General features: G+C 32.0%; 17 protein-coding genes. 13 read left to right on the plus strand and 4 right to left on the minus strand.

Going from position 1 to position 22,411, the window contains the following annotated elements:
* The first annotated feature begins 4 nt into the window (after window positions 1-4).
* The 5 genes from ACKI3Q_RS04725 (at window position 5) to ACKI3Q_RS04745 (ending at window position 3,858) form a co-directional block, all read left to right on the plus strand.
* Window positions 5-1,141 (plus strand): Coenzyme F420 hydrogenase/dehydrogenase, beta subunit C-terminal domain, encoded by a 1,137-nt coding sequence (locus tag ACKI3Q_RS04725; RefSeq protein WP_407414805.1) that lies wholly within the window; start codon window positions 5-7, stop codon window positions 1,139-1,141.
* 10 nt (window positions 1,142-1,151) lie between these two features.
* Window positions 1,152-1,556, plus strand: a complete 405-nt coding sequence (locus ACKI3Q_RS04730) for a hydrogenase iron-sulfur subunit (RefSeq protein WP_407414774.1) — start codon at window positions 1,152-1,154, stop codon at window positions 1,554-1,556.
* A 409-nt stretch (window positions 1,557-1,965) separates the two neighbouring features.
* Window positions 1,966-2,466, plus strand: a complete 501-nt coding sequence (locus tag ACKI3Q_RS04735; protein WP_407414775.1) for a ferritin — start codon at window positions 1,966-1,968, stop codon at window positions 2,464-2,466.
* 35 nt (window positions 2,467-2,501) lie between these two features.
* Window positions 2,502-3,155, plus strand: coding sequence for an adhesin (locus tag ACKI3Q_RS04740; protein ID WP_407414777.1), 654 nt, complete (start codon window positions 2,502-2,504; stop codon window positions 3,153-3,155).
* Window positions 3,142-3,858: an ion channel gene (locus tag ACKI3Q_RS04745; RefSeq protein WP_407414779.1), complete on the plus strand. Its 717-nt coding sequence runs from the start codon at window positions 3,142-3,144 to the stop codon at window positions 3,856-3,858. Before ACKI3Q_RS04740 ends, ACKI3Q_RS04745 begins: the two co-directional genes overlap by 14 nt.
* A gap of 5 nt (window positions 3,859-3,863) precedes the next feature.
* Here the strand turns inward: ACKI3Q_RS04745 and ACKI3Q_RS04750 are convergent, their stop codons facing one another.
* The 3 genes from ACKI3Q_RS04750 to ACKI3Q_RS04760 all read right to left on the minus strand — a co-directional run bounded on the left by ACKI3Q_RS04750 (window position 3,864) and on the right by ACKI3Q_RS04760 (window position 6,494).
* On the minus strand, window positions 3,864-4,607 hold the full coding sequence (locus ACKI3Q_RS04750) for an SDR family NAD(P)-dependent oxidoreductase (RefSeq protein WP_407414781.1): 744 nt from the start codon (window positions 4,605-4,607) through the stop codon (window positions 3,864-3,866).
* Between the two features lie 144 nt (window positions 4,608-4,751).
* Window positions 4,752-5,183, minus strand: coding sequence for an acetolactate synthase (locus tag ACKI3Q_RS04755; RefSeq protein ID WP_407414783.1), 432 nt, complete (start codon window positions 5,181-5,183; stop codon window positions 4,752-4,754).
* Window positions 5,184-5,192: 9 nt separating this feature from the next.
* Window positions 5,193-6,494, minus strand: coding sequence for a phenylacetate--CoA ligase family protein (locus ACKI3Q_RS04760; protein WP_407414785.1), 1,302 nt, complete (start codon window positions 6,492-6,494; stop codon window positions 5,193-5,195).
* A gap of 189 nt (window positions 6,495-6,683) precedes the next feature.
* Between ACKI3Q_RS04760 and ACKI3Q_RS04765 the strand changes: the two genes are divergently transcribed.
* The 8 genes from ACKI3Q_RS04765 to ACKI3Q_RS04800 all read left to right on the plus strand — a co-directional run bounded on the left by ACKI3Q_RS04765 (window position 6,684) and on the right by ACKI3Q_RS04800 (window position 20,701).
* Window positions 6,684-10,841 (plus strand): DUF3344 domain-containing protein, encoded by a 4,158-nt coding sequence (locus ACKI3Q_RS04765; RefSeq protein WP_407414787.1) that lies wholly within the window; start codon window positions 6,684-6,686, stop codon window positions 10,839-10,841.
* Window positions 10,842-11,132: 291 nt separating this feature from the next.
* Window positions 11,133-16,082, plus strand: coding sequence for a cobaltochelatase subunit CobN (locus tag ACKI3Q_RS04770; RefSeq protein WP_407414789.1), 4,950 nt, complete (start codon window positions 11,133-11,135; stop codon window positions 16,080-16,082).
* 117 nt (window positions 16,083-16,199) lie between these two features.
* Window positions 16,200-16,910: a DUF2162 domain-containing protein gene (locus tag ACKI3Q_RS04775; RefSeq protein WP_407414791.1), complete on the plus strand. Its 711-nt coding sequence runs from the start codon at window positions 16,200-16,202 to the stop codon at window positions 16,908-16,910.
* 15 nt (window positions 16,911-16,925) lie between these two features.
* The gene (locus tag ACKI3Q_RS04780) at window positions 16,926-17,573 is read left to right on the plus strand and encodes a MotA/TolQ/ExbB proton channel family protein (RefSeq protein ID WP_407414793.1); all 648 of its coding nucleotides are present in this window, start codon (window positions 16,926-16,928) and stop codon (window positions 17,571-17,573) included.
* Window positions 17,574-17,578: 5 nt separating this feature from the next.
* A complete protein-coding gene (locus tag ACKI3Q_RS04785; protein ID WP_407414795.1) occupies window positions 17,579-17,917 on the plus strand; it encodes a DUF2149 domain-containing protein in 339 nt (112 codons plus the stop codon).
* A 301-nt stretch (window positions 17,918-18,218) separates the two neighbouring features.
* Window positions 18,219-20,030 (plus strand): YhgE/Pip family protein, encoded by a 1,812-nt coding sequence (locus ACKI3Q_RS04790; protein WP_407414797.1) that lies wholly within the window; start codon window positions 18,219-18,221, stop codon window positions 20,028-20,030.
* Between the two features lie 100 nt (window positions 20,031-20,130).
* Window positions 20,131-20,448 carry a transcription factor S gene (locus ACKI3Q_RS04795; RefSeq protein WP_407414799.1) on the plus strand — a complete coding sequence of 106 codons (318 nt, stop codon included), beginning with the start codon at window positions 20,131-20,133 and terminating at the stop codon, window positions 20,446-20,448.
* A 112-nt stretch (window positions 20,449-20,560) separates the two neighbouring features.
* Window positions 20,561-20,701 (plus strand): hypothetical protein, encoded by a 141-nt coding sequence (locus tag ACKI3Q_RS04800; protein WP_407414801.1) that lies wholly within the window; start codon window positions 20,561-20,563, stop codon window positions 20,699-20,701.
* Window positions 20,702-20,734: 33 nt separating this feature from the next.
* Here ACKI3Q_RS04800 and ACKI3Q_RS04805 read toward each other — a convergent pair whose 3' ends face one another.
* Window positions 20,735-22,354, minus strand: coding sequence for an ABC1 kinase family protein (locus tag ACKI3Q_RS04805; protein WP_407414803.1), 1,620 nt, complete (start codon window positions 22,352-22,354; stop codon window positions 20,735-20,737).
* Between the last annotated feature and the right edge of the window lie 57 nt (window positions 22,355-22,411).

Raw genomic sequence — 22,411 nt, forward strand, 5'->3', positions numbered from 1 at the left:
TAATATGAGTTATGTTTTAGCTAGATCAAAAAATCCGGACATTCAGGAAGCAGGAGAATGTGGTGGAGCAGTAACAAGTATTTTCAAATATTTATTAGATGAAAATATTGTTGATGGCGTATTGGCTTTATCTCCTGGTGATGACATATATGATGGAGTTCCAACATTTGTAACTGACTCTGAAGATTTGATTAAAACTGCAGGTTCTTATCATTGTGCTCCAACAATGTTTGGAGATATAATCCAAAAGTATCTTTCAGATAAAAAAGTTGCAGTATCTGTAAAGCCATGTGATATTCGTTCAATTGATGAACTTATCAAAAGACATAAAATTAATCCAGATAACATTTTTACCGTTGGTTTAAACTGTGGTGGAACAGTATCACCTGTATCCGGAAGAAAAATGATAGAACTCTTCTATGATATTAATCCGGATGACGTTGTAAGTGAAGAAATTGACAAAGGGCAATTTATAGTGGAGCTTGCAGACGGCACTGAAAAAGGTGTAAAAATTCATGAACTGGAACATGAAGGATATGGCCGTCGTTTGAATTGTCAAAGATGTGATGTTAAAATACCTAGAAAAGCTAACATTGCTTGCGGAAACTGGGGAGCAAGTGACGGTTGGACATTCATTGAAATTAATGATGAAAAAGGTGAAGAATTAATTAACGGTGCTCAAAAAGCAGGAATTTTAGAAACTAAATCACCTTCCCAAGATGCAATCGATGCAAGATTGAAAGTTGAGGGCATCATGATTAAAATGGCTAAAAAGAATCAGGATTCCAATTATGATAAGGTAAGCGGAATAAAAGAATGGGATCGCTGTATTAGATGTTGTGCATGCAGGGATGTATGTCCAATCTGTTGGTGTTATGAAAACTGTGAGCTCAATAAATCTTACTTTAATGCATCTGATGTTCCTCCAAGTCCGATTGCATTCCAGGGTATTAGATTATCCCATATGAGTTTCAGTTGTGTTGATTGCGGACAGTGTGACGATGTTTGTCCAATGGACATACCTGTATCATTAATTTTTGATAAACTGCAAAAGAAATATCAGAATAGAACAGGATACGTAGCAGGTGTAAGTGATGATGTAAAACCACCATTATACAGTCCTGCAAAAGAGGAATTATGAGGTGTTTTTAATGTCTGATAAATTAAAAATTGTTGGATTATTATGTAATTGGTGTTGTTATGGTGGGGCTGACACTGCAGGTACTGCACGTATGCAATATCCGCCAAATGTAAGAATTATTCGTGTAATGTGCTCCGGAAGAATCAATCCATCAATGATTTTTAAAGCGTTTGAAGAAGGAGCAGATGGAGTATTTGTAGGAGGCTGCCATATCGGCGATTGTCATTATGATGCAGGTAACTACAAATGGTCTAGAAGATTTAAAATTGTTGAAGATATTCTTGAGGAATTTGGAATTGAAAAAGAAAGGTTCCGTCACGAATGGATTTCAGCATCAGAAGGGGAAAAATTCCAAACAACTATGGATGAATTTTATAAGACTCTTCAAAAATTAGGTCCTTTAGAATTGGAATGAAATTATAATCAGCCATATAACTTATAGCCATTATATTTATAATGGCTATTCTTCCCTCTAAAATTGTTTTTCTAAGATTAGTGTTTAGATACTAATCTTAGAAAAATAGTTTGACAATAATGTTTGATTATTTTTCGCATGATTATTTTATATTAAAAAACATACATCAGCCTTAGAGGTATTTCAGAATTGTCGGCATAACCAGTTTTGAGATATTCCTCATTAATATAAAATAATTGTTTAATTTAAAAAAAGAGAGGAGTTATGGAGAACATAACTGTCTTTCACTGTCTACAATAGCTATTAGGGTAATCTCACAATTGTTATCCTAAATGGCTATTTTTTAAAAATACTTTTTTTCTTTAACTTTATATTCAATAAAAAACAAAACATTTTATGGTGATAATAAATGGTATCCGAAAATATGGAAAAAGCATTAAATGCTCAATTAAACGCTGAGGTATACTCAGGATATTTATACTTATCCATGGCAGCTTATTTTGAAGATGAAGACTTAGCAGGTTTTGCTAACTGGATGAGAGTACAAGCAGCAGAAGAATTAGAACATGGTATGAAATTTTATGATTACATTATCAGAAGAGGAGCTTCCGTAACATTAACAGCAATTGAAGGACCTCAAACTGAATGGGATTCTCCATTAGCTGCTTTTGAACATGTTCTTTCTCACGAACAAATGGTGACCGGATTAATCAATGACTTAGTTAATTTAGCTATTGAAGAAAAAGACCATGCAACCAACAACTTCTTACAATGGTTTGTTGAAGAACAAGTTGAAGAAGAAGAAAACGCAATGGAATTGTTAGCTAAAGCTAAATTGGCAGATGGCGATAACAGATTAATTTATGAATTAAATAAAGAATTAGGTGAACGTTCACCTTCCGAAGACTAGATTATTTCTAGTCACATTTTTATTTTGGTGTTAAAATGAACTATCCTGAAGGACCTACTAATGAAGCTCAAGTTGATTCTAGTCAATATGATTCCGAATTAATTGGTGAAAATGATTTTGGAAGTGTTCATATTCATGGTCCTTTTGGAGATAAGAATTCAAATGTTAGGATTGCTTATGTAATTGGAATGCATCCTCTTGAAAGTAAATCTCATCGGGCATTGTTTGATGAGTTAACAAACAGAAATGACTTAAAATACTCTTATTATCTTTATAATATTCATGTTGATAATCCGAATAGCGATACTGAAGGTCGTCTTGAAGGACAGTTATTGGCTCAAGAATTTATTAAAGATGATATAATTGAAAAAAAATATGACTTGTTTTTAGATATTCACTCAAACAGGGGGTCACGAGGGCCGGGTGAATATAGGATAACCAATTTTGTATTTGCTCCAGGTTTTGATGAAAATTCAACTAGATATGTTGATGTTATCATAGATTCTATTGAAGAATTGGTTTATTATGCTCCTGAATTTAGATCAAGTCCGCCTTTTATAACAGAACCGACAGCCAAGGCAGGTATTCCTACAATTGTTTATGAATGTTATACTTATGAGCCAATGGAAGTTACACGTAATTTGGCTTCTAAATTAATAAATTGTATTGATAATCATGACTTTTTCTAAAAAACGACTATTTTATTTAGCAATAATTATTTTAATTATATGTGATCTTATTCTATTAGGTTATGTGGCATTTCATTCTGTTGACATATCTTTTAAAAAAACAGTATATGCTTTTGATTTTATTGTCTGTATTATTTTATGGGCAGAGTTTATTTATAGTTATACTCATTCCGAAGACAGAAAACAGTATTTAAGGGATAATGCTATAAGTATTGCAGGGATGTTTCCATTAGATTTCATGTTTTTAAGAGCATTAAGACTGATTAAATTAGTAAATTTTATTAAGAAATTTGTTCTAACTCAAGAAAATAAATCCTTTGAAAAATTCTTGAAAAGAACCCTTTTGGATAAAATCATTCCATTTTCTATGATATTCATTTTTGTTATTGCAATCTTAATAAGATTTGCTGATAATAGTATTAATGATATTTCAACAGCGTTTTGGTATACTTTAGCTAGTATGACAAGTACTGGTTATGGTGATGTTGTTCCAACTACTTTTTCAGGTAGATTAATTGGGATAATAGCTATGGTTGGTGGAATACTTATTTTTTCAACTTTTACTGCTGTAATTTCTTCAATATATGTTTCAAAAATTAGCAATGATAATCACGATAATTTAGAATCAAAAATAGATGATTTAAATGCCGAAATTAAAGAATTAAATGAAAAAATTGATGAGCTAAAAAAAGAAAATGATTGAGATATTTAAATCTCAAATCCACCGTCTACTTTTATTATTTGTCCGTCAATAAATGAAGAGTCGTCTGATGCTAAAAAGAGTGCAACACTTGCAATATCTTCAGGTTGTCCGCATCTTTTTACTGGACATTGATCAATCATTTGTTGAAGTGCTTCTGGTCCACCAATACTGTCCACCATTGCTGTGTGGATTAACCCTGGTGCAATACCATTACATCTAATTTCTGGACCTAATTCCCATGCAATAGATCTTGTAAGTCCCATCATCGCATGTTTACTGTCAACATATGCTGCAAATCCGTGGTGAGCTCCAAATGAAGCTACAGAACATGTGTTAACAATAGTTCCTTTTCCTTTTTCTTTCATTACTGGAGCTACTAATTGTGTTAAAAGCAATGCGGAGGTTACATTTACATTAAATATTTTGTTCCATTCTTCAATGGTTAAATCCATTAATGGGGACATGCTTAACATTCCAGCATTATTGAATAAAACATCAACAGTTCCATAGGTGTCCATTGTTGTATCGAATATTTTTTGAATATCGTCTAAGTTTGCCATATCTGCAATTACATAGATTGCTTCTCCTCCTTCGGCTTTAATGTCATCAACAACAGCTTTTGCACGTTCTTCGTTTCTTCCGGTTACAACTACTTTTGCTCCTTCGGCAGCGAATAATTTTGCTGAATCTCTACCCATTCCGGAAGTTGCACCAGTTACTATTGCTACTTTGTTTTCTAGTTTTCCCATTTTTAACACCTTAAATTTTTCATGTTTTTACATGATAAAAATAGCTATATTTTATATATTATTTAAATATTATTTTTTTGAATATTTGTATTATTCAATATTCAAAATTTGAAAAAAAATTTTTTAAAAAAGAAGATATGAAGTTTATAATGAATAAACTTCTTCACATGGAACAATTGTTATATTGTTTTTCTTTAAAATATCGATTAAAGCATCAATATCATCTGCATGAAGTAATAAAATAGCTTTTCCTTCTTTTTCATGTGTAAATGCATAAAGATATTCCAGATCAATATTATTGTCTCTGATTATATTCAAAACACTTGTGAGGCCACCTGGTGCATCGTGCATTTCAACTCCTATGATTTCGGTAATTTTAACAAGGAAGTTATTTTGCTCTAAAGCCTCTTTTCCTTTTTCCGGATTATCTACCACAAGTCTTAAAATACCAAATTCTGAGGTATCTGCCATACACATTGCTCTAATATTAACGTCAGCAACTGTAAGAACTTCCAGAGGTTTTGATAAACTGCCCATTCTGTTTTGTAAAAATATTGATAGCTGTTTGATTTTCATATATATCACCTAATGTAAATTCCTTTCATCAATTACTCTTTTTGCTTTTCCTTCAAATCTAGGTAATGTTTTAGGTTCTACAAGAGTTACTTTTACTCTAATACCAGTTTCATTCTCAATGGATTTTCCAATTCTGTTTTGAATTGCCATCATTTCTTTAACACCATCAAAGAAAATGTCTGATGATGCTTCTACTTTTACTTCAATTTCATCCAGAGTTCCAGGTCTTGTAACTATTATTAAATAATGAGGCTCTACATCACCCGCTCTGAGCAATGCCTTTTCAATTTGTGAAGGGAAAATGGCTACTCCTTTGACTTTAATCATATCATCAGATCTGCCAGTGATTCTACTCATTCTAGCATGTGTTCTTCCACAGCTGCATTTTTCATAAGTAATTTTGGTTAAATCTTTTGTTCTGAATCTAATTACAGGCATTCCTTCTCTTTCAAGGTTGGTTAAAACCAGTTCTCCCGGAGTATTTGGTTCTAAAGTTTTTAATGTATTTGGGTCAATAATTTCTGGATAGTAAATGTCTTCTGAAATATGAAGGCCTTTCTGCGCTTCACATTCAACACCTATTCCGGGTCCCATCAATTCAGTTAATCCATAAATGTTGTAGGCTTTTGCACCGAAGAGTTCCTCTACTTTTTGTCTGATTTCTTCAGTCCACATTTCAGCTCCAAAACCTATTGCTTTAATTTTTAAATCTTTAGGGTCAATTCCTTCATCTAAAGCGACTTCACCTAAATGAATTCCGTAAGATGGTGTAAAGATAATTCCTGTAGCTCCGAAATCATTCATGATATCGATTTGTCTTCTGGTTTGGCCGGTTGAAATCGGAATGATTGTTGCTCCAACTTTATGACATCCGTAGTGAATACCAAATCCTCCAGTAAACATTCCGTATCCGTGAGTATTCTGCAGAATATCGTCTTTGCCGATGCCCATCATAGAAAGTCCGCGGGCTATTGTTTCTGCCCATGTGTCCAAGTCCTTTTCTGTATAACCTGACACTACTGGTTTTCCCGTTGTTCCTGATGATGAATGCAATTCCTTAATTTCTGACATGTCTACTGCAAATAATCCATAAGGATAGCTTTCACGCAAATCGTCTTTTGTAATGAATGGTAATTTTTCAATATCTTTTAAACATTCTATGTCTTCTGGAAAAACTTCAGCTTCACTGTATTTCTTATTATAATAAGGAATTTTGTCAAATGCCCTTTTTACAGTCTTTTGAAGTTTTTTTAGTTGTAGTTCTTCAAGGTCTTGCCTTGACATTGTTTCTATTTCTTCGTTCCATATCATGGATTAGCCTCATTTTAATTTAATATTATAATTTATGTTTTTGGTTTAGTTTAAATTTTATTATATTGTAATACTTTTTTTTATTTTTTTATTAGGTAAGTAATACTTTAAGTATATTTATATATTACTTTTTATTTATCTTATATTGTACCTAATCAAGGGTATGGATATTAATTATGGGGGCAAATGATGAAATTTAGGAATAATATAATTTTTTTAACAATATTTATTTTCTTAGTAATAATTTCTTCAGGAATTGTTTTTGCAGAAGATTCTGCAATGCCTCTGGTTGACAATGGTGAGGTATCTGGTGGAGTTGAGATTTCATCAGTAAATCCATTTACTTCAACTAATGGGGAGCTAGTTTATGAAATTCCTGAAAACGTAACTGAAATAAAATCTGTAAATGTTGTCGTTTCTTCATATTCTGGAAGTGGAGCTCCAACTTATGGATTAACAACTAATATTTCTTTAAAAACAGATGATGGAATAAATGTTTTAGAATATGCGAATTTAACATATCCGGATAATACGGCCAGTGATCCGGTTATTTATCCGATAACCAATAATACATCAAAACAATATTCAGATTATCAAAGTTTATTTGACATAACTGATAAAGTGAAAAATCTGTCTGGCGGTGATACCATAACAATCACTGTAAACAATACTGCTTTAACAGATTATAGCTTTGATGGTAGAATAAAATTGATTGCATTAATATGTGCATATGATGACAGTGATAACGATAAGATATCTTACTGGTTAAATATTGGTCAGGCATGGACAAAAGAAACATTAACTACAATATTCAATACAAAAGATTTTGATGATGATTATGATGATGTCACATTAGAATCTATTGCTTTATCTAGTGCAGATGCTACATACAGATTAAATGGAGATTTACTACTGGATCCTGAACAGGAAACTGGAAGTTATTATATATATGATGTTTGGAATATAACCGAAAATTTCATACCTTTAACAGATACTAATTTAACATACACTTCTTCAAAAGCATCTACTTATGCATCATATAAGGCTTCAGTTCAATTATTAAAAATTACTACACCAGAACCATACTTTATAGCTGGAAAAATTACACCACCGTATTCAGGTACAGTATTTGCTGGTGTTAATAATACTTTAACTGTAACTGTTACAAACGGTAACATTGATTTCGAAGGCAGTGCAATATTATTGGCTGATGGTGAAGAAATTGCTTATGAGAACTTATCTATTGATGCAAATGATGAAACTGTAATTACATTCATTGATCCAACTATCAGGCCTATTGACGAAACTACTGTTAATGGAGCTAATAACACTGAAGTATTGTACACATTGAACTTTGTACATAAAGATTTCATTTTAAATTCAACTAATGCTACTTTTAAAGTATTATATAATGGTAATTTAGGTAAAAATTTTGCTTTCCCTCCTTCTAATACAAGTACTAAACGTTTTTTTAATATTACTGGTGATGTTATTATTTTAACTCAGGATGTTTCTAAATATGCTGGTACTGGAGTAACTAATGTCAATTACACATTTGAAGTTGATTCTTCAGATATTAGTGACAGTTTACTTTATGTAGCTTATAATTGGGATAAGATTGCTGGCGGAGACTATATTGATTGGAATATTACATTCAACAGTCAGACTATTGCTCCTGTTTCTACTTATCGTGATCAGTGCAATTTGGGAACTTATGGTAAATATGGTTACGGTTTGCTTGTTTATGATGTGGTTGATTTATTAGCTGCTGGTGAAAATGTTTTAGTTTTAAATAAAGCTGCTGGCGGTTGTGCTGTTTATCCTCCTACATTACTTGTTTTAACAGAAAATGGTGAAAGTGAAACTTATAAATTGGTTTATATTGCTGAAGAGGCAGATTTATTATCCAAACAGGTAAATCTTGAAACTGGTTCATACACATTTATGGATGATATCGAAACTGCTGGTTTATTAAATTCAACTTTGTATGTATTTGCTGCTAGTGCTCAAGCCGGTGAAGGTAATCTTATAGTAAATAATAATATCTGTGAAGATATCTGGAATGGAACAAGCAGTTCACTTGATTACTTTACTGTAGATATTACAGATATTATTGAAAATGAAAATGAAATTTATTTCCAAGCTACTGGTTCAACCATTGTAGCATTAACTGATATTATCGTTTGTGAAAAAGTTCTTGATTATTCAATTTCAGGAGATATCAAGCCACCATATGCAGGTACAGTTTTTGCAGGTGTTAATAATACTTTAACTGTAACTGTTACAAATGGAAATAAAAAATTTGAAGGTTGTGTTGTATTATTAGCAGACGGTGAAGAAATTGCTTCTAGTGATTTAACTATTGATGCTTCTAACAGTACTACATTAACTTTAATTGATCCGACATTTAGACCAATTGATGAGACTACCGTGAATGGAGCAAATAATACTGAAGTAACATACACTCTTTTAATTGTTGATAAATATAATAATACTTTAAATTCAACCAATGCTACTTTTAAAGTGTTATATAATGGTAATTTGGGTAAAGACTTTGCTTATCCTGCTTCTAATGCTACAATTACTCGTGAATATTTAATTACTGGTGATGTTATTATTTTAACTCAGGATGTTTCTAAATATGCAGGTACTGGAGTAACTAATGTTAATTACACCTTTGAAGTTAATTCTTCAGATATTTATACTGGTTTGCTTTATGTAGCTTATAATTGGGATAAGATTGCTGGCGGAGACTTTAATGATTGGAATATCACATTCAATAATCAGGCTATTACTCCTATTGATACTTATCGTGATCAGTCCAATTTGGGAACTTATGGTAAATATGGTTACGGTTTGCTTGTTTATGATGTAGCTGATTTATTGGATGATGGTGAAAATGTTTTGGTTTTAAATAAAGCTGCTGGTGGTTGTGCTGTTTATCCTCCTACTTTGCTTGTTTTAACTGAAAATGATGAAAGTGAAACTTATAAATTGGTTTATATTGCTGAAGAGGCAGATTTATTATCCAAACAGGTAAATCTTGAAACTGGTTCATACACATTTATGGATGATATCGAAAATGCCGATTTAATAGATTCAACTTTGTATGTATTTGCTGCTAGTGCTCAAGCTGGTGAAGGTAATCTTATTGTAAATAATAATACCTATGAAAATATCTGGAATGGAACAAGTTCATCATATGATTATTATATGATTGATATGCTTAATTCTACATTAGAAAATAATGTTATTTACTTTGAGGCTACTGGTTCAACAATTGTAGCATTACAAAATATATTGGTCGTTGAATTGGAACGTCCTATTGAGATTTCTGCTCCTGATGTAACTAAATACTATCATGGCTCTGAAAGATTTGTTGTAACTGTAACTGATTATAAAGGCAGTCCTTTAGCAAATAAAACAGTTGAAATTAGTATTAATAACGTAAATTATACTAGAAATACTAATGAAAATGGTAGTGTAAGTATCGCTCTTGAATTGGGTGTTGGAGTTTATGATGTCGATGTTACTGCCGATAATCAAACTGTTTATTCAGTTGTAACTATTTTAACAACTGTCAACGGTACTGATATTACTAAAGTGTTCAGAAATGATACCCAATACTTCGCAACATTTTTAGACAGTGAAGGAAACTATCTCAAAGACGGTGCAGATGTCAAATTCAACATCAATGGAGTAATGTATGACCGCAAAGTATCTGGCGACAAAGGTTTAGCTAAATTAAATATTAACTTACAGGCAGGTGAATATATAATAACTGCAATAAACCTTGCTACTGGTGAAATGACTGCCAATAATATTACTGTTATTCCAAGAATCATTGAAAACAATGATATAACTAAATACTACAGAAACGGAACACAATATACTGTTAAAATCATTGGTGATAACGGCAATCCTGTAGGTGCAGGTGAAAATGTAACATTCAATATCAATGGCGTATTATACACCCGTCAAACCGATGCAAACGGTATCGCTAAGTTAAACATTAACTTAAATCCTGGAGATTACATTATAACTGCTGAACACAAAGGTTCCATGGTATTCAATAACATTAAAGTATTGCCTGTATTGAATGCTACTAATATTTCAATGAAATATCGTGACGGAACTCAATTTATAGCAACAGTTCTTGATGGTCAGGGCAAACCTTATGCAAATCAAGTGGTTACATTTAACATCAATGGTGTATTCTACGACAGAATATCCGATGCTTTCGGTCAAGCAAAATTAAACATTAATTTAATGCCTGGTGAATACATTATAACTTCAAGTTATAATGGCTGTAGCATAGCTAACACAGTTAAAATCAGCAGTGCATAAGAGAAGTAATCTCACTTCTCTTCCTTTTTTTTTATTTTTCAAATTATTCTAAAAAAGCCACTTTGTGTGAATTAATACTTCATTCACTTTTTCCATTTTTTAGTAATACTTTTTTATAGAATTCATGTTAATTAGTAATACTTTGATTAATTTTATTAATAATAACTGTTTAATATAATTATTGAAAGGGATTATTAGATAATCTTTTTCAAAGGAGGTTTTAAAATAATTAAAAGTAAAATTGATACTTTTAATCTCAAAAATATAGCAATTGTAGCTATTTTGATTGTTTTGCTCTTATGTACAATTAATATTACATTCGCTTTGGATAATGATACAATTGTTCAATCAGACAATTCTAATGTTTTAAATCAAGACTATAATAAATCTATGTTGCTTATTAGTGATAATGGAGGAACAAATATTCTTGATTCAGCGGCGAAGGAAGTATTGAATAATTATTCTAATGTAAATATTCAAGTTAGAAGTTCTAATCAGATTTCTAAAATGGATGAAGCGGAATTGTACACATTAATTGATAAAAGTGATATTGTAATTGCAAATTGGTTAACAACTGATGCAGATTCAGTATTTACTAATTTATTACTTAAAAATCCTGATTTATCAAATAAAGAGATGTTTTTGATATTGGAAACATCCTCTTCTTCACAGCTTAAAACATTCAATTTAGTTAAAAATTCTACTATTAATTATCATAAAATCTTCGACGATAGTATTTGTACAGTAGATTTTTTAAATGAATATTTTCAAACGACAAAAAGAGGTCAACCATATACTTCAGTTTATAGTTATGTTACTTCAGGTAAGGGCAATATAGTTGATTCCAGATTTAATCAAGCAGTTTTATATAAAAATTGCAATGATAAGGAAAATCAAATAAATCAAATTTTATGGGCATTAAACACCTGTGGTTTTAATTGCCAATATACTGCTCCGATATTCCATGCATCATATCAATATGGGTTATATCGAGATAAGTATATGTCTTTTGATGAATACAAGAAATTATATTTTGATTCTTCAAGAAAATATACTGTTGGTTTACTTGAAAGTAATATGTATGTATCCAGTGCATCTTTAGAACCATATTATGCATTAATAGAATCTTTAGAATCTAAAGGTGTTAATGTAATTCCTGTTGTTGCAGCGGGAGGTTCTGATGATCAGTTAAAAGTAATGGTTGAATATTTCACTAATGCTCCGGATTATAAATCATTTTTAGAAAATCCTTCTAATTATGAAAGTTATGTGGATGCAATAATCTCCATGCCTGCATATGGTATTGGGGGAACATTGTTTGATAAAGTAACAGAATATTTTGAAACAGCTGGCGTACAAATATTCAGAGCAGTCCATTCTGATTATGTAAGTAATGAAGAATGGGAATTAAGTACTACAGGTCTGCCTGGAAACAGAAGTGATAAATGGTGGCATGTAGCTATTGGTGAAGCACAAGGTATTATTGAGGCTACCTTTGTTGGTGGTGTAACTCATGATATATCAGCAAATACCGGTGCTGAACGCTCAGGATATAAACCTCATGAGATAAATATTGATTTATTAACTGACCGTGTTGTTTCATGGATTGATTTGAGATATACAGAAAATGCTGATAAAAAAATTTCTTTAATTTATTATAATTATCCTCCAGGAAAACAAAATATTGGTTCAAGTTATTTGGACTCAATAACAAGTATTTATAATCTTTTATATGCTTTAAAAGCAGAAGGTTATAATGTTGGCGAGCTTCCAAATAATGTGAGTGAATTGGAAGATATGATTATTAAATGTGGTATCAATGTAGCTACATGGGCACCTGGTGAATTGAAAAAACTAGCCAATAGGTCTAATGTGATTTTACTTCCAGCTTCCGAATATTTGGAATGGTTTGAAAGTTTAGAACCTATTTCTAAATTGCAAGTTGTGGAAGGTCCTGTTGCATATATTGGTGAATTATCAAGAAATGCAATTGCTATACATTATACTGCTCCAATGGATGAACGTTTATCTGATTGGTATAGTGAAATCATGGCGTTACTTCCAGATAATTATACTTCAAGTGCTGTTCCGATTTTAGATAATATTGTTGCAGCTTTAAAACAGTATTTAAAAACAGGTTCAGAATCAGACTACGCAACTTTCTTAAAATATAAACAAGAATGGATAGAACTGGATATACCTGGTTTAAATGGCTGGGGCGATGCTCCTGGAAATATTATGACAATTGAAAGGAATGGAACTCTATACTTTGTAATTCCTGGTTTAACATTCGGTAATATTTTTGTTGGTCCTGAACCTCAAAGAGGATGGGAAGCAGATTCTGATGCATTATATCACAGTACTGCTGTAGCTCCAACGCACCAATACTTAGCGGCTTATTATTATTTCCAGGAATATTATTCCTCCGCAATGGTATTTGTTGGAAGACACGCTACTCACGAATGGTTACCTGGTAAAGAGGTTTTGTTATCTTCAACAGATTATGGATCTATTGTTGTAGGTAAAACTCCACAAATTTATTTCTACATATCTGATGGTCTTGGTGAAGGTATTCAGGCTAAAAGAAGAGGTTTTGCTGTAATGATTTCACATATGACTTCTCCTTTGGCTTATACTCAACTTTATGGAAACCTGACTTCTTTGGCTAATTTGATTAATGAATATGAAAATGCTCTTAATCAAAGTTCCAAGGACACACTTATATCAGAAATTAAGTATATTGTTGATACAAACAATTATGTTCATTCTATGGGCATAAGCAATGAAACATTCAACCATTTAACATCAGACGAGTTAGTTTCTACAGTTGATTCTTTCATTAAATCAGTACAAGATCAGCTTTATACATGGGGATTACATGCATTGGGTCAAAACTGGACAGATAAGGATATAGGTTTATCTGTATCTACAGCATTATCTCAAAAATTCACTTATAATGGTGTAACCACAACATTATATGATGAAATTGCCCAAATAAAATATTCTAAAAAATATAGTGAACTTAATTCTCTTGAAAGGGATGTAGTAATGAATTTATCCACTAATGCAGTGATTTCTTTAATTTATTATTCAAGTGAAGAAGTTGCACGTGTAATTGGTGTAAATTCATCTAGTCTTATTGCGGCATTTGATTATGCGAAATTATATATTTCATTAATCCAATTGTCCGTTCAACAAGAGATTAATTCATTTATTAATGCTTTAAATGGGGAATATGTTGCTCCGGGTCCTGCAGGTGACGTATTAGATATTAATTCACTTGAAACTGGAGGAAATTTCTTCCATGATCAGTCTCAAGAACTTCCAACAAAAGAAGCATATGAATATGGAAGAGTTTTAACATTACTTGCCCTAGAAGGTTTAACAGATGATACTGAAAAACTTGTAATGGGAATCTGGTGTGTTGAAACTGCAAGAGACGACGGCGCATTAATTTCAGTTGTTTTATATTTACTTGGAATGGAACCAGTTTATTCATCATCTCCAAGTGCTGGTGGATATGTGCAGGTTGGTAATGATGAAGACCATGATGATCATGAACACGATGACAAAGAGGTAAGTGTTGGTGTAAAAACTAATATATTACCAAAATATCTTAAATTACAAGAATTAACTCGCCCTGATGAATGGGCTAAAAAAAGAATTGATGTAACAATCATTACTAGTGGAAACTTTAGAGATTTATACTCTACTCAAACTATTCTAATGGATAATGCATTTAGAGTTGCCTTAGCTAGATCATATATGTATATTTTAGATAATGATGAATTAATGAATAGTGAATGGGGCAGAGATATTGAAGAAGGTTTGGATCATGTAATGGCCAGTATTGATTACTATGGAATTGGTGGAGAATCATTTGAAGAAAACAATGTTGCTAAACATTGGGTAAGTGATTTCATCTATTACAAAGAGTTAGGTTACAATACCACTACCGCTGCAGAATATGCAATTACCCGTATTTTTGCACCGCCTAATGGTGATTACGGTGCAGGAATTGCAAAATCAGTATCTTTAAGTTGGACTTGGAACGACACTGATGAATTATCAGAGTTCTATTTAGGCAGAATGGGTAACATGTACTCCAAATTCTATTGGGGTGAAACCAATCCTTTAGTATTTTTAAGAGCTTTAAATAATACTAATGATTTAATCGTTAGCCGTAATACTAATGTATATGGTGTTTTGGATAATGATGATTTCTTTGATTATTGGGGAGGCCTTTCAATGACAATGGCTTATGTCAATGGAAATTCACCTAAAATGAATGTATTGATGTATGGTAATAAAAATACTCCATACACCACTTCTATTGAACAGGCTATTGCAAAAGAAATCCTTACCAGATATTCAAACCCTGACTGGATTAGTGGAATGATGCAGGAAGGTTATAGTGGTGCTAGATACATTTCTAATAAATTTTTAACCGATTTGCTTGGATGGTCTGTAACAAGACCTGAAGCAGTTTCAAATTATATGTGGAATGACGCATATGATATCTATTTCAATGACAAATATGGAATGGGTGTTACTGATTGGTTAACAACAGGAAATAATAACTATGCATTCATATCCTCTGCGGGTACATTATTGACTGCCGCATATGAAGGTTATTGGCAAACAGATTCAGCAACACTATCAAGTCTTGCTAATCAATGGGCACAAGCTGTAATTACAAATGGTGTTGCATGCTGTGACTGTAGTTGTGGTAATATTGCTATGATGCAATGGGCAGTTGATTTTATTAACCCTGATTTGCTTGCAAGATTTGCAGATCAAATTTTCCAAGCAACAAATCATAATTTCTTTAATCCTGCCAATTTCCAACATTCTGAAGATTCTGAAAGTTCAGATGCTGAAGCAAATCAGAATTCAGGTATGAATTCTACAGATGCTAATGTTAAATCCAACTCTTCATCTTCTACTTTAAGGTCTGAAAGTTCAACTTCAGGTTCAAATAATGGCCGTAATGCAATGAGTGTTGGTGAAGCTTCATCCCAATCAGCTATAGCTTCCAGTTTATCTGAAATCAACGGTTTAGATAATGTCGGCGATAGTGGTGCTGATGCTGAAGGAAAATCTTATGAAGTTACAAAATCAGTTCCAAGCAGTAGTACAACAACTGAAAAATCCATGTCAATACAATTGTTAATATGTGTAATAGTTTTAGTTGGAATTTTCGCTATAGGATACTTTAGAAACAAGAAAGAAGAATATTAATTTGAATAACTTTCTAGTTATTCATTTTATTTTTTTATTACGATTAAAATTTATATAGTTAAAAATATATAAAATAAATTGTAATTGATTTTTAATTAATTATGTGAGGATTTTAATATGGATATGATGAGTGTATTATGGCAATTCGGTATTCTTGCAGCCATCCTTGTTTTTGGTATAAAAGTAGGTTTGGCTTCAGGTTTAGCTAATTTGTCTAAAAAATTACTAGCGTTAATCTGTATAGGATATGGTGGTGGAGTTTTAATTATTTCTGCTATCGCTTCTTTATATGCAGAACAACTCACTCAGGCTATTTATAGTTATAATTCAATATTCTATATAATCATGGCTTTAATAATGATTATTGCAGGTTTAATTACAATAAGGGAGTGGAAAGTTCATGACCACAATACAAGTACTGCTACATCACTTGCAGTTATTGCACCTTGTCCATGTTGTTTTGGTTCAATTGTAGCAAGTATTTTGATTGTTGCTCCAACTATAGGTGTTGGTGCTTTCTATTTAAGTTGGTTTGCAGCAGCTGCGTTAGTGGCTGTAATTATAATAACATACTTTGCATCCAATACATTACTTAGATTTACAAGCAAACCTTATCCTATTATTTTGGGAAACTTCATGTTGCTTTTAGGTGCTTACTTTTTACTTTCTGCAATTGTGATTCCTAATATTGCAGGTTCCTTATCCAAGGATTTCAGTGATCTCACAATGAGCTCACCTGAAACCGTTATTGCAATTGTTATTATGCTTATTGTTTTAGTGATTATAGGAATATTATTAAATAAGAAAAGTAAAAGTCTTTTAGAATAATTTAGGTGATATATAATGAGTGTAAGTATACCTGGTGGAGAATATTTAACTGGTTCACTTGATGTTATTTCACAGAGTTTAACCATTCCGGTATTGGTTATACTTTTAATTATTGTTATAATGTCAATTATTACATTGGGTGGAGCAATATCAGAATATACTTCTAGAAAAAAGGTTCCTGTTGGAACAGTTCGTGATTTAATTTATGATATTAATGCAGCTGCTTCAGTTGATGCATTAAAAAGTATTATTGAAAATGCAGAAATTCCAAAATCTCAGAAAAAAGTTTTATCGGAGATTGCTAGTTCTTCTGCTTTAGATCAAAATTCAAGAGAAGCTTTAGCTCGTAAATTAGTTGAATATGAAGAAGAAAAAACTGAAAAGACATTACAAAGAACTGATATTATTACTCGTGTAGGACCTACTTTAGGGTTAATGGGTACTTTGATTCCTATGGGTCCAGGTCTCGCAGCATTAGGTGCAGGAGATGTAAATACTCTTGCAGAATCATTAACTCTTGCGTTCAACACAACTATTGTCGGTATCGGCTCAGGTGCTTTATGTTATGTTATTGGTAAAGTTAGATCTAGTTGGTATGACCGTTACTTATCAGATTTGGATGCTTTATCAGATGCTGTTTTAGATTATATGAATAAGCAGTGATTTAAATGGTTCGTAAAAAACAGAGAAGACGATCTAATCGTGTTGAAGAAGACCCAATGGCGGGTACAGCCAACTTAGTTGATGCTATGCTTGTTATTGCTGTTGGTTTTCTGGTTTTTGTAATCATTAGTTGGAATATGCAATCTATTGTTTTCAATGAGGATATGAGTCCAGAACAAAGACAGCAGGTAATGCAGAATATTCAAAGCATGTCTGAAGTTAATCAGGGACATCAATTAAATGAAACACCTGATATTTCTAACAGTTCAGGTCAGGGTTATACTGAAATGGGTAAAGTTTATAAAGATCCATCGACAGGCCGGCTGATAATGGTGGAGGGTTGAGCCTCTGCCACATACTTTTTTTCAATTTTTTTTAATAATTTATTAACCTTTTTTTAAGTTAAATAGAAACTCTTTTATAAATTGTTTAACATACATTTATTTAGTGAAAATTATAATTGGATAATATTGCCTTTTTATAGGTTTATTTGTGGCAATTTTATTGTTGCTGCATAGGTTTTATTTAACAGAAATGGCTATCAGCCAGTCTGATTATTCTCTAATGTAACTATTATTTTACATGGGGTTTATGTTTGTAATTTAATTTTATAATTTTCATTTTTTTAGGTCTTAGGAGGATATGATGAAAATAGAAGACATTTTAGAATTTCGTCAAAATACAAGAAATAATATTTTTGACATTATGAAAACTGATGCCAAATCTACTGTTTCAAATCCTATTGTTGTTATAATTTTAATAGCAATTATAATATTGCCTTCTTTGTATGGTTTAATAAATATTTATGCATGCTGGGATCCTTATGAAAATACTAGCCATGTTCAGTTTGCTATTGCTAATGATGATATGGGTGCTCAATATCAAAATGTATCGATTCGTGCAGGTGATGATTTAGTTAAAATGCTTAAGAATAATACTGATTTTGAGTGGGTATTTGTCACTTCTGATGATTTGAGAGAAGGTGTGCACAATGGAACGTATTATGCAGGTATTGTAGTTCCATCTAACTTTAGTCAATCTATTGTGTCGATTACAACCAAAGATCCTCATTCTGCAACATTGGAATATCGGGTTAATGAAAAGTCAAATCCTGTTGCAGCTAAATTAACTGATGCTGCTGCAAAACAAGTATATAATAATATTAATGCAGAGATTGTTACTTTCATTAATTTGGCAGCTTACGATAAACTTGGTGAATTGAAGGATGGATTAGCTTCTGGTGCAAGTCAATTAGCTGCTGGTGGAGGTTTATTATCTGCAGGTGCTGATCAAGTTGGTGCCGGTGCAGGTCAGCTTAGTGATGGTGCTAATCAGCTTAGTGATGGTGCTAATCAGCTTTCTGATGGTGCTAATCAGTTGGCTGATGGTGCTGGTCAGGTTGCTGATGGAACTCGTCAGGCATCTACTACAGTTAATCAGGTTACTGGTGATATTTCACAAGTTACATCTTATGTTAAAAATCACACTTCTTCCCAATTTATAAAGGAGGGAATGGATTATATTGATGGACAAGCTTCAAACGTTTCAGGAAAAGTAAATCAATTAGATAATGGTGCTCATCAGGTTGCTGATGGTGCAGTATCTTTATCTGATGGAGCAAATCAACTTGGTGATGGTGTAAATCAATTGAGTCAGGGTTCATTAAGTTTAGCTGCTGGTGCTCAATTACTTGCAAATTCTGCTGCTTCTGCTTTATTTGCCGCATCAAGTTCATTGTCTGGTGCTGCTGGGGGCTTAGATGATGTTACAGGTTTAAATGATAGTCAAATTGGTGATTATTTCTTTGCTCCGGTTAAATTAGATAGGCATGAAGAATTCCCATCAAGTAATTATGGTTCCCAGGTCGCTCCATTTTATTTGGCATTATGTATGTGGGTTGGTGCATTAATTACTTCTGTAATGTTAAAACCAGGAACAAGTGTAGGTACTAGATTCAGACCGCATGAAATGTATCTGGGTAAATTGGCATTATTTTTAGTTTTATCTGTATTGCAAACGACTGTTACTCTGTTGGGTTGTCTTGCTTTAGGAATTGATATTAGCAATCCATTGGTTTTCGCATTTTCGTGTTATATTGTTGCAGCCATATTTATGACGCTAATATATTCCTTAGTATCTCTTTTCGGAGTAATTGGAAAAGGAATAGCTATTGTTTTATTAGTGTTCCAGATATCTGGTACCGGAGGTATTTATCCGGTTGAGATTATGAATGAAATATTCGGATTTTTATATCCGTATCTGCCGATGACGTATGCAATCAATATGATTCGTGAAGCACAGCTTGGTTTAATATGGGCTAATTATATTCCTGCATTTTTAGTCTTATTTGGATTGGGTATTGTTGTTTTCATTCTATCATTTATCTTAAAACGCAGCTTTGATAAACCTACAAAATATTTCGAAGAAAAATTAGAAGAATCTAATCTTTTTAATTAAGATTATATTTTTCTATTTTTACTATTTTTTTTAAACCGATTATTTTATAAATACCATTGACTAAATTAATACTTACGAATTTTTTATGGTGTTTAAAAAAATGGAATTCTGTCCTAAATGTGGTTCAATGTTAATGCCGGAGGATGGCATAATTAAATGTAGCTGTGGTTATGAAAAATCACTGACTGAAAATGATTTGGATGAGCAATACAAGTTTGAAGGCGAGAAAAATAAAGATTTGGAAGTTATTGTGACTGACAATAAAAATGTGGCATTGCCGACAACAAGAATAACCTGCTATAAATGTGGCGGAACAAAGGGTTATTGGTGGACAGTACAAACACGATCAGCTGATGAAGCACCAACTAATTTTATACGCTGTGCAAAATGCGGAAACACATGGCGCAGTTCAAATTAAATAATATTTTTTTGAACCAATATAGATATTCTTGAATATATTTTAAATATTTAAAAAAATATATATTAAATTGTATAGATTATAACATTTGATTTTTTAGGGAGGTTAAATAATGGAAAGACGTATTGCAGTATTTATCGGTATGGTAGTAATGTTTCTTGTATATGCATTGCTTGATAAAAAAGGCAAATCAAAAATTATCATTGGTATATTGGCTGGAACAGTTGTAGCGTTCATTCTTTATTATATTTAAAATTAAAAAAAGTAGATAATGAAATTAATTCATTTATCTAGAGTATAAATAGTTTATTATTCCAATTAAACCTAAAATAAAGGTCACAAAATAACCGAGGACACCAAGCATAGGCATGTCCCACATCATTGGACCTCTTGTAATAGTCATAACCAAAGAGGAACTGATTAAAAGAGCAGCTATTATTACAACAAGTGAAAATTTACTTACAATGCGGTCAAGATGGTCAAGTTCAAATCTTAAACTCATATCTCCATTTTCTATTTTATGAATTGTCCTTACTAGAAGTGGAGCTAGGGATTTGAGCATATTCTTATAATATAATAAACTACCTTTTTTATCATTAATGAAATTTGAAATATTTGTTCTCTCTTTAACGATTTCCTGTGCAACTGGTTCAATTGATGCCATAATATCTGCATTAGGGTCCAAGCCTATTGCAACATTTTCAATCATTGATATTCCACGAGCCATTGTAACGAAATCATTAGGAAGAATGATTCCATGTTTTTGCATGAGTGCAAGTAATTTATCTAGAACATCATTCAATCCGCCAAATTCACTATTAAAGCTTCTAAAGAATAAATCACGAAGATCCCGTTTCAATTCGGTCGTATCCATGTCATACTCAAGAACACCCATATAAATGAATTGGTTGATAACTCCTTTCACATCCTGGTCTGCAACCAACATAAGCAAATCGGCAAGATTTTTTCTAAAGTCATCATCAAGAATCCCCATTGAACCTAAATCAATGTAACATACCACGTTATCTTCAAGAATGAAGATGTTTCCTGGATGTGGGTCGTCATGATAGAATCCATCAATCAATACCTGTTTCATAAAGGAATCGAGTACACGTTTTGCAAGGAGTGGTTTGTCGAATTCTTCACTGTCGCTTTCAAAAACATCGCTTACTTTGGTACCTTCAATAAATTCCATTGTAAGAACTTTTGATGTAGTATACTTTGAATATGCTATTGGAATATGTATGGTTTCATCGTCTTCAAAATTTGATGCCAATTGGGTCATGTTTATTAATTCGTTGATATAGTCAATTTCTATATGGATTGAATGGTCAAATGCATCTATAATTCCAGGTAAATTAAATCCTCTTAACTCATCATTATGTTTGTGAATTATTTTAAAAAGATATTTCATGATAGCTATGTCTTGTTCAAGTGTTTCTGAAATTCCTTGCTTTTGGACTTTGACCGCTACTTTTTCACCAGTTTTGAGTTTTGCTTCGTGGACCTGTCCGATGGAAGCTGTTGAAAGGCTTTCTTCAGAGAAATATTCAAATATATCATCAATGTTTGCTCCAAGTTCACTTTCAACTGTCTCTTTAATCTCATCATAACTGACTGCAGGATTGTCATCCTGCAATTTAGCTAATTCATTGGCAACTTTTTCTCCAACAATATCTTGTCTGGTACTTAATAACTGTCCTAATTTGATAAATGAGGTTCCTAAATCCTGACAAACTAATCTTAATTTAACAGGAAGCTCAGGATCGTTTAAAAGACTATATTCCTCATCATCTTTTGCTGGAAAAATCTTGTTTTTGATACTTTTGTTTAGAAGTTCACCAAAACCGTATTTTCTTAATGTTGCGGTTATTTCACGAAAACGTTTTTTTGTTTCTCTATCCATTAAATCACTTTTATTTATTTATAATTAATAATAATTAGATTTTTATTATATATAATT

The organism is Methanobrevibacter sp., assembly GCF_045636185.1.
In the GTDB taxonomy this organism is placed as follows: domain Archaea; phylum Methanobacteriota; class Methanobacteria; order Methanobacteriales; family Methanobacteriaceae; genus Methanocatella.

Bases quoted from the DNA above. Each gene is read 5' to 3' on its own strand.
- ACKI3Q_RS04760 (WP_407414785.1), bottom strand. From the start codon at position 6,494: ATGATATGGAACGAAGAAATAGAAACAATGTCAAGGCAAGACCTTGAA.
- ACKI3Q_RS04725 (WP_407414805.1), top strand. From the start codon at position 5: ATGAGTTATGTTTTAGCTAGATCAAAAAATCCGGACATTCAGGAAGCA.
- ACKI3Q_RS04755 (WP_407414783.1), bottom strand. From the start codon at position 5,183: ATGAAAATCAAACAGCTATCAATATTTTTACAAAACAGAATGGGCAGT.
- ACKI3Q_RS04795 (WP_407414799.1), top strand. From the start codon at position 20,131: ATGGAATTCTGTCCTAAATGTGGTTCAATGTTAATGCCGGAGGATGGC.
- ACKI3Q_RS04775 (WP_407414791.1), top strand. From the start codon at position 16,200: ATGGATATGATGAGTGTATTATGGCAATTCGGTATTCTTGCAGCCATC.
- ACKI3Q_RS04750 (WP_407414781.1), bottom strand. From the start codon at position 4,607: ATGGGAAAACTAGAAAACAAAGTAGCAATAGTAACTGGTGCAACTTCC.
- ACKI3Q_RS04790 (WP_407414797.1), top strand. From the start codon at position 18,219: ATGAAAATAGAAGACATTTTAGAATTTCGTCAAAATACAAGAAATAAT.
- ACKI3Q_RS04730 (WP_407414774.1), top strand. From the start codon at position 1,152: ATGTCTGATAAATTAAAAATTGTTGGATTATTATGTAATTGGTGTTGT.
- ACKI3Q_RS04765 (WP_407414787.1), top strand. From the start codon at position 6,684: ATGAAATTTAGGAATAATATAATTTTTTTAACAATATTTATTTTCTTA.
- ACKI3Q_RS04740 (WP_407414777.1), top strand. From the start codon at position 2,502: ATGAACTATCCTGAAGGACCTACTAATGAAGCTCAAGTTGATTCTAGT.
- ACKI3Q_RS04780 (WP_407414793.1), top strand. From the start codon at position 16,926: ATGAGTGTAAGTATACCTGGTGGAGAATATTTAACTGGTTCACTTGAT.
- ACKI3Q_RS04800 (WP_407414801.1), top strand. From the start codon at position 20,561: ATGGAAAGACGTATTGCAGTATTTATCGGTATGGTAGTAATGTTTCTT.
- ACKI3Q_RS04805 (WP_407414803.1), bottom strand. From the start codon at position 22,354: ATGGATAGAGAAACAAAAAAACGTTTTCGTGAAATAACCGCAACATTA.
- ACKI3Q_RS04735 (WP_407414775.1), top strand. From the start codon at position 1,966: ATGGTATCCGAAAATATGGAAAAAGCATTAAATGCTCAATTAAACGCT.
- ACKI3Q_RS04785 (WP_407414795.1), top strand. From the start codon at position 17,579: ATGGTTCGTAAAAAACAGAGAAGACGATCTAATCGTGTTGAAGAAGAC.
- ACKI3Q_RS04745 (WP_407414779.1), top strand. From the start codon at position 3,142: ATGACTTTTTCTAAAAAACGACTATTTTATTTAGCAATAATTATTTTA.